This window comes from Acinetobacter sp. UBA5934, from assembly GCF_002430855.1.
Lineage (GTDB): Bacteria > Pseudomonadota > Gammaproteobacteria > Pseudomonadales > Moraxellaceae > Acinetobacter.
Map to the genome: position 1 here is coordinate 1 of NZ_DJDC01000197.1, position 6,883 is coordinate 6,883.

Annotated in this window: 7 protein-coding genes; 1 reads left to right on the top strand and 6 read right to left on the bottom strand. The window is 42.3% G+C overall.

What is annotated here, in order from left to right:
* The 6 genes from rodA to B2Y23_RS14825 all read right to left on the bottom strand — a co-directional run.
* Nucleotides 1–1,109: rod shape-determining protein RodA (rodA, locus tag B2Y23_RS14800; RefSeq protein ID WP_291371632.1), on the bottom strand; the 1,109-nt coding region annotated here is incomplete at its 3' end.
* A gap of 82 nt (nt 1,110–1,191) precedes the next feature.
* The gene (gene ispD / locus B2Y23_RS14805) at nt 1,192–1,884 is read right to left on the bottom strand and encodes a 2-C-methyl-D-erythritol 4-phosphate cytidylyltransferase (protein ID WP_291371634.1); all 693 of its coding nucleotides are present in this window, start codon (nt 1,882–1,884) and stop codon (nt 1,192–1,194) included.
* Nucleotides 1,874–2,269, bottom strand: coding sequence for a cell division protein FtsB (ftsB, locus tag B2Y23_RS14810; protein ID WP_291354612.1), 396 nt, complete (start codon nt 2,267–2,269; stop codon nt 1,874–1,876). Before ftsB ends, ispD begins: the two co-directional genes overlap by 11 nt.
* 17 nt (nt 2,270–2,286) lie before the next feature.
* Nucleotides 2,287–3,576 (bottom strand): phosphopyruvate hydratase, encoded by a 1,290-nt coding sequence (gene eno, locus B2Y23_RS14815; protein WP_291371636.1) that lies wholly within the window; start codon nt 3,574–3,576, stop codon nt 2,287–2,289.
* 64 nt (nt 3,577–3,640) lie between these two features.
* On the bottom strand, nt 3,641–4,498 hold the full coding sequence (gene kdsA / locus B2Y23_RS14820) for a 3-deoxy-8-phosphooctulonate synthase (RefSeq protein WP_291354610.1): 858 nt from the start codon (nt 4,496–4,498) through the stop codon (nt 3,641–3,643).
* Nucleotides 4,499–4,530: 32 nt separating this feature from the next.
* The gene (locus B2Y23_RS14825) at nt 4,531–6,171 is read right to left on the bottom strand and encodes a CTP synthase (protein ID WP_291371638.1); all 1,641 of its coding nucleotides are present in this window, start codon (nt 6,169–6,171) and stop codon (nt 4,531–4,533) included.
* Between the two features lie 226 nt (nt 6,172–6,397).
* Here B2Y23_RS14825 and B2Y23_RS14830 point away from each other — a divergent pair, with 226 nt between their 5' ends.
* Complete coding sequence (locus B2Y23_RS14830) at nt 6,398–6,835, top strand: internalin (RefSeq protein ID WP_291371640.1); 438 nt, start codon at nt 6,398–6,400, stop codon at nt 6,833–6,835.
* Nucleotides 6,836–6,883 lie beyond the last annotated feature (48 nt).

Consider the following 6,883-nt stretch of genomic DNA (forward strand, 5'->3'; position numbering starts at 1 on the left):
ATCCCCATACTTGCCAGTAAAGAAATCACTGCCGACCCCCCATAACTCATCAGTGGCAGAGGATCGCCAGTCACAGGCAGAATTCCGCTTGCCATACCGGAGTTTAAAAATACAAAGAAAAAGAACGTCAGCCCGATAGCACCCGCATATAATCGTCCAAAATTATGGAAGCTATTTAAGCCAATCATTAAGCAACGAATAATAATGGCCGCAAACAGACTAAATAATAAGAACACACCAATAAAGCCATATTCTTCAGCATAAGCCGACATAATGAAATCGGTATGATGTTCAGGCAAGTAACCCAAATGCGACTGTGTTCCGGTTAAATACCCTTTACCGGTTAAACCACCCGAACCGATCGCAATTTTAGACTGAATAATGTTACAGCCTGCCCCCAAAGCATCCGACTCCGGATCAAACAAAGTCAGAACACGTTTCTTTTGATAGGTTTGCAGTACAAACATCCAGAGAATGGGCGCTACAACCGCTAAAGCCGTTAGTGCTCCCAAAATTAATCGCCAAGACATTCCGCACAGGAACAAGACAAAAACACCAGGAATAATCAGACCAATGTTTAAGTCAGGCTGTAGAGCTACCAGTACAAACGGAATCATCATGAAGATGAGTCCGGTCACAATCTGCAAAAATGTAGGTGGAAATGCACGACGCGAAAAATACCACGCCATCATCAGCGGCATGGCAAATTTCATGATTTCACTCGGCTGCATACTGCCAATGCCCGGAATGGTCAGCCAGCGCTTCGCCCCTAAACGCGTATCCCCAATGACCAATACCAATGCCAAGAGCACCATGCCCAGCATATAAAAATATGGACTGACCGCCTGATAAACTTTTGGCGGAACCTGGGCACAAAGAAACATGATAATAAAACCCACACCAAAACTGGTCGCCTGGCGGATCACCATACTGCTATCCTGCATGGTGGCACTATAAACCACCATCAATCCCAACATTGAATTCAATAAAAGAAAAGAAAGTAGCCACGGATCCAGGTGCAGTTTGGCCCATCTGGATGAATCATGTTTAATGCTTCTACCATCACGTAAAGAGTGACGTAAAAAACGATACTGGGGTGATGGTATCATTTGGAATATTTTAACGTTTAGATGAGGTGAGAAATTATAAAATTAAAGCGATGTAGATAATATATCTGTAGCCAATTTTATTCTACTTTTGCGACATTAAAATCAGTTTGGCCAGCTCCAGATCATCAGCATAGGTAATTTTAATATTATCTGATCGGCCCTGTACCACTTTTACCTGCCGACTTACATATTCCAAAGCGCTAGCCTCGTCAGTAATGCTGATGCCATCCTGCAATGCTTTTTCAATCGCATGCTTTAACATGCCCAGCTTTGAAATTTGAGGGGTTTGTGCTTGCCATAAATGATCGCGACTGACCGTCTTCGCAATCACATTTCCCTGTTCCACATATTTTAAAGTATCACGCACAGGAATCGCCAAAATTGCGCTGCAATTCTCCTGCATGGCAGTATTAACCAACCGTTGCAAACAATCCTGGGTTACACAAGGCCGCGCGGCATCGTGGACAAACACCCAATCATCTTCAGCTGCAAATTCTTTAAGATAGGTTAAGGCATTCAGCACCGAGTTGACGCGTTCTGCACCACCAGAACAAAAATGGGCTTTTTCAGGATGGGATAATGCCAAGGTTTTTGCAACATCATCCTGTGCACCAATAGCCAGCACATAACCTTCCAAAGGTAACTGATTCAAACGTGCAACAGTATGTTCAAGTACAGTTTGATCTTGAATCTGTTGATATTGTTTAAGTTCAGTTTTAGAAAAACGGCTTCCAGAACCAGCGGCAGGAATAACTGCCCAAATTTTATGGTGCACTTTCTACTGGTGCTCCAGTTTCATTTTCATTGGTTCTTAAATCAACTTTGGCATTTGGATCAATATAAATCGGTTTATAGTGTGTACCAATGGTGCTCATTTGCACAAAAGTTTCATGTGGCTTAATCAAGCCCAAGTCTAAACGTGCATGCTCTTCAATGGCTTCAATCCCATTTTTCAAATCATAGACTTCAGCAGCCAGAACTCGGTTACGTTCTTTAAGTTCGGTATTTAATTCTGTTTGTTGTTGGATTTTTTGGGCCAGTTTTTGATGGTCGTGATAACCACCTTCACCAAACCAAAACAAGTACTGAAACCCTGCGATCAGAACGATCGCAAGGCCCAATAATACTTTACTCATCTTAGAGTCGAATACATTTAACATAAATAGCATTCAGTCGCTTAGTTCAAACCTTTGAACTCAGCTTTACCGCGATATGCAGCTTTAGTCAATTCTTCGATACGAAGTAATTGATTATATTTTGCTACACGGTCAGAACGGCAAAGTGAACCGGTCTTGATTTGACCCGCTGCTGTACCTACTGCAAGATCCGCAATCGTCGAATCTTCAGTTTCGCCTGAACGGTGAGAAATCACTGTAGAGTAACCATTGGCTTTCGCAAGGTAGATGGCATCTAGAGTTTCAGTCAAGGTACCGATCTGGTTGTATTTAATCAGAATCGAGTTACCCACTTTTTCGTTGATACCGCGTTGCAGGATTTTCGGATTCGTTACGAACAGGTCATCGCCAACCAACTGGATTTTATCGCCAAGGATAGAAGTCAGGTAAGACCAGCCTTCCCAATCAGACTCGTCCAGACCATCTTCAATTGAGATAATTGGATATTGGTTCACAAGACCTGCAAGGTAGTCAGAGAACTGGTTGCTTGTGAATGCTTTGTTGCCTTCACCTGCAAGAATGTACTGACCATCTTTGTAGAATTCTGAAGATGCACAGTCAAGCGCAAGCATGATGTCAGAACCTGCTTTATAACCCGTTTGCTCAATCGCAGAAAGGATTACAGTAATCGCTTCTTCGTTTGAACGTAAGTTTGGAGCAAAACCACCTTCATCACCAACAGCAGTATTCAAACCTTGTTTCTTTAAAACTGATTTTAAAGAATGGAAGATTTCTGCGCCCGCACGTAATGCTTCAGAAAATGAAGTGAAGCCTACAGGCTCAATCATGAACTCTTGAATGTCAACGTTATTGTCCGCATGTGAACCACCGTTCAGGATGTTCATCATTGGAACAGGCATCGTTAAAATGCTGTTGTTACGCAGGTCTGCGATGTATTGGAAAAGAGGAATTTTCTTTTCGTCAGCAGCAGCACGCGCAGCAGCCAAAGATACTGCCAAAGTTGCGTTTGCGCCTAATTTTTCTTTGTTTTCAGTACCGTCAAGCGCGATCATTGTGTTATCAATATCTTTTTGTTCAAATACTGATTTACCAACTAAAGCTTCACGGATTAAAGTGTTTACGTTATTAACCGCAGTTTTAACACCTTTACCCAAGTAACGCGCCTTGTCGCCATCACGAAGTTCTAAAGCTTCACGAGAACCAGTTGAAGCACCAGATGGTGCACATGCACGGCCAACTACGCCAGATGCTAAGATAACGTCCGCTTCGATGGTTGGGTTACCACGAGAGTCCAAAATTTCACGTGCACGAATGTCAACGATTTGACTCATGAACTATTCCTCAGTTGATTAATAAAAATGATGCGTCAAAAAAGACGCATCAATGTGTATTGAATTAATGTGTATCTAGCTTTTCGAAACCTTTGACCAAGGTATCCAATTCTTTCAGCTGCGCCAAGAACGGCTCAAGCTGCGACATACGCAGCGCACATGGACCATCACATTTAGCATGTTCTGGGTCTGGATGTGCTTCCAAGAACAAACCAGCCAAACCAGTTGCCATGCCTGCACGTGCCAAAGTTGTAATTTGCGCACGGCGACCACCAGCAGAATCTGCACGGCCGCCTGGAGTTTGCAAGGCATGAGTGACATCAAAGAACACCGGAACATTCATCTCTTTCATGATGTCGAAGCCCAGCATGTCTACAACTAAGTTGTTATAACCAAATGCCGAACCACGTTCACAAAGAATCAGCTTGTCATTCCCTGCTTCTAAACACTTATGCAGAATATGACGCATTTCGTGTGGCGCAAGAAACTGTGCTTTTTTAATGTTAATGATGGCATCTGTTTTTGCCATGGCTTCAACCAGGTCAGTCTGACGACTTAAAAATGCAGGTAACTGAATAATATCAGCCACTTCCGCTACAGGTGCAGCTTGGTAAGGTTCATGTACATCGGTAATGATCGGTACATTGAAATGTTTTTTAATGTCCGCTAACCACTCGATCCCTTTTTCCAAGCCTGGGCCACGGAAAGAGTTCAAGCTTGAACGGTTGGCTTTATCAAAACTTGCTTTAAACACGTATGGAATTTCCAGACGTTTGCAGATATCTACATAAGTTTCTGCAATTTCAAAGGCAAGGTCTTTAGACTCAAGTACATTCATTCCGCCGAATAATACAAATGGCAAGTGATTTGCCATTTGTATATCGCCTAAACGTACAATTTCTTGTGGTTTTAATTGCGACATTTAAACTTTCCTAGTTTAGTCCTACGCACCGATTATTTGGTTTTTTGGTACTGCTTTTTCGCAGCATCAATAAAGCTAGCAAACAATGGATGACCATCACGTGGTGAACTTGTAAATTCCGGATGGAATTGTACAGCAATAAACCAAGGATGTTGAGGAATTTCAACTGTTTCTACCAAGTGTTGTACTGGTGAATAACCTGAAATCTTCATGCCTTTTTCTTCTAGCACGGGGATATAACGGTTGTTCATTTCGTAACGGTGACGATGACGCTCGATGATTTCTGCTGAACCATACACTTCACAAGTTTTGGTACCGGCAACCAATTCAGATTTTTGCGCACCTAGACGCATGGTGCCACCAAGGTCTGAATCAACATTACGTTGCTGAACTTCACCACGCTCATCTAACCATTCAGTAATTAAACCAATGAGTGGAGACTTCGTTGAACGGTTAAATTCTGTAGAAGTTGCATCGCTAATACCCGCAACGTTACGCGCATATTCGATCACTGCAAGCTGCATACCCAAGCAAATGCCAAGGAAAGGTACGCCATTTTCACGTGCGTATTTAATCGCCTGCATTTTACCTTCAGTACCACGTTCGCCAAAGCCGCCTGGAACCAGGATTGCATCAGCATCTTTTAATACTGTCGCAATATCTTGGCTTTCAAGTTCTTCCGCATTGACGTAGTCAATTTGAACTTTAACGCGGTTTTTAACCCCAGCATGTAAAAGTGCTTCATTTACAGATTTGTAGGCATCTGGAAGTTCAACATATTTACCTACCATCGCGACACGAACGGTATATTCAGGATTCAGTAATGCTTCTACTACGTTATCCCAATCTGAAAGATCAGCTTCTGGAAGGTCGTTATAACCAAAACGTTCACAGATTAAATCATCCACATTTTGTTCATAGAATGTACGTGGAATTTGATAAATAGAACGTGCATCTTTACATACCACAACCGCACGCGCTTCAACGTTAGTGAATAGGGCAATTTTGCGTGTAGTATCGGCATCTACATCATGCTCGGTACGGCAGATCAGGATGTCTGGTTGAATACCAATAGATAGTAATTCTTTTACAGAGTGCTGAGTCGGTTTGGTTTTGAGTTCTGCTGCTGACTTGATATATGGAAGCAAGGTCAAGTGCATAAGCATGGTGCGTTTATGACCAAGCTCTACCATTAACTGACGAACAGATTCCATGAATGGGAGAGATTCAATGTCACCTACTGTGCCGCCAATTTCAACGATTGCAACGTCATAGCCTTCGCCTGCGCGAAGTACACGTTCTTTAATGTTATCCGTAATATGTGGAATAACCTGAACTGTACCGCCAAGGTAGTCACCACGACGTTCTTTATTTAAAACGTCCTGATAAACACGGCCTGATGTGAAGTTATTTAATTTGGTCATTTTCGCACGACGTAAGAAACGTTCGTAATAACCCAAGTCTAAATCAGTTTCAGCACCATCCTCTGTGACAAAAACTTCACCGTGTTGGAATGGGCTCATTGTCCCTGGATCGACATTAATGTATGGATCCATTTTGACCATGGTTACTTTTAAACCACGGGCTTCTAAAAGTGCAGCAACTGAAGCAGCTGAAATACCTTTACCTAGTGATGAAACTACACCACCAGTCACGAAAATAAAATGGGTCATTGGGTTTCTCGTACAATCGAGCCTAAATCGGCCTGCAATGTTGCGCAATTTTACTTTACCTTGTACCAATAAAGCAAAGTCATTCCGCATCAATTCATAGAACAATAAACAATTGGTTATTCTATCAGCATTTCCGATAAAAAATTAGAGCAACTTGATAGGATTTTTATGTTCGCATTTGCTGTTATAATGGCAACATCCAATTAATGCTTTATTTTGTGCGATTATGAATAAAAAACTTTTACTTTGTGGTGCTATTGCAACTAGTTTACTTTTAACTGCCTGTGTAAAAAAAGAAACTCCGAATGAAGATGAGCAAGAACAGGTTGAAACCACTCAACAAACTGAACAAGTGAATCAGCCTGCAGAAGCCATACCTTTGGAAGCTGCTGAAAATAGCGAAGCTCAAGCGCCAGCCCAAGTAGAAATTGAACGCGAAGAAACAGCAAATACCACTACTGTAATTCGTCGTGAAGTATCTCAGCAAAATGCTGCTGAAGCACCAAAAGCTGAACCAAAGCCAGCAACTCCTAAACCTGAAGCACCACAAGCTGAACCAAAACCGGTTCCGGAAGCATCAGCCAAGTCAAATAGTGAAACGCAATCTGAAGATGATGCTGTTGCTGCCGCCATTGCTGCTGCCACTCCTGCACTGGATAAATAAATTGAATCCATTTAAAAACCCGTCTTTATAATCTGCACCCCGAAAGTT